General features: G+C 63.8%; 1 protein-coding gene. It reads left to right on the forward strand.

The window, feature by feature from the left end:
* On the forward strand, window positions 1-1,433 hold a 1,433-nt coding region (locus tag PA598K_RS11170; protein ID WP_260405358.1), incomplete at its 5' end, for a Ppx/GppA phosphatase family protein.
* Window positions 1,434-1,482 lie beyond the last annotated feature (49 nt).

Here is a 1,482-nt window from a genome sequence, read left to right on the forward strand (position 1 = left end):
CCCGCGTCATCGACGGCAGCAAGCGGCCCGCCCGCCTGAGCGAAAAAATCGACGCTGCCGGCAAGCTTCCCGAAGCAACCGTGCGCCAACTCGTCGGCACGATTAACCACTTTAAGCTCATCTGCGACCATCAGGGCGTCGAGTCGATCCGCGCTGTTGCTACCGCCGCGATACGCAATAGCGCCAACCGCGAGGATGTGCTGGCGACGCTGACGCGCGAGACGTCGCTGCCGATCGAGCTGCTCTCTGGCGAGCAGGAGGCGGAGTACGGCTTCCTCGGTATGCTCAGCACTCTCGACGTAACAGACGGCCTGCTTGTCGATATCGGCGGCGGCAGCACGGAGGTGACATTGTTCCGAGATCGCAAGAGGCAGCGCAGCATCTCCTTCCCGTTCGGCTGCGTTAATCTGAACCGCAGCTATATGGAGGGCGGCATGCTGAGCGACCGCGGGCTGGGCGAGCTGGATCGGCATATCGAGGCGCTCGTCCGCTCCGAGAGCTGGATCGGCGAGGCCGCCGGGCTGCCCGTCATCGGCATCGGCGGCACGGCCCGCGCCTTCGGCAAGATCCACCAGGCGAGCACCGAGTACCCGTTTGCCCAGACGCACAACTACCCGATCGCCGCTAGGGAGGGCGACCGACTGCTCGAGACGTTGCGCCGGATGCCGCTCGACAAGCGCAAAAAATTCCCCGGCCTCTCCAAAGACAGGGCCGATCTGATCGTGCCCGGTCTGGCGGCGCTGCGAGCGATCCTGCGGCTCAGCGGCGGCTCGGGCTATCTAATCTGCGGCGCAGGGCTGCGCGACGGCCTGTTCCTGCATACCGGGCTCGGTCGCAGCGACATGCTCGAGGATGTGCTCTCCTACAGCATCGATAACCTGAGCGCGCTTCACCCGGAGGCGCCTGCTGCCCATATGCGGCATGTGCACCGGTCGTCGATGCAGCTATTCGACAGCAGCACCCGCCACTATCGCTATCCGCCGAGAGCGAGGCGCTGGATGGAGGCGGCATCGCGGCTGTTCCGGATCGGCGCCAGCATCGACTATTACAAGTATGCCCAACATTCGTTCTATCTGATTATGAACACCCGCCTCAACGGCATGAGCCACCGCGAGATCATCCTCACGGCGGCGATCGCGTCCTTCAAAAATCGCAACAAAGCTCGTCTGGCGATCCAGCCGTATGCGACTATCCTCGAGCCGGACGACCTGGAGCATATCTGTCGGCTCGGCATGCTGCTGCAGCTGGCCGTGGCACTCGATCGCAGCGAGACCCAGACAATCTCCGGCTTGCAGATCGATGTGACGCCGCCCCTCCTGACGCTGCGGCCGCTCGAGGCTGCAGGGGAGCTAGAGGTCGAGCGGCGGGAGATCGACGCGCTCGCCGGCGACTTCAAGAAGGTCTGGCATCTGACGCCGGTGCTCCAGCGCTAGGGTGTGTATGCATACTCGGAAGGTAGCAAATTGGGCTGAATTTTCGTTC

The organism is Paenibacillus sp. 598K, from assembly GCF_003851045.1.
Taxonomy (GTDB): Bacteria; Bacillota; Bacilli; order Paenibacillales; family Paenibacillaceae; genus Paenibacillus_D.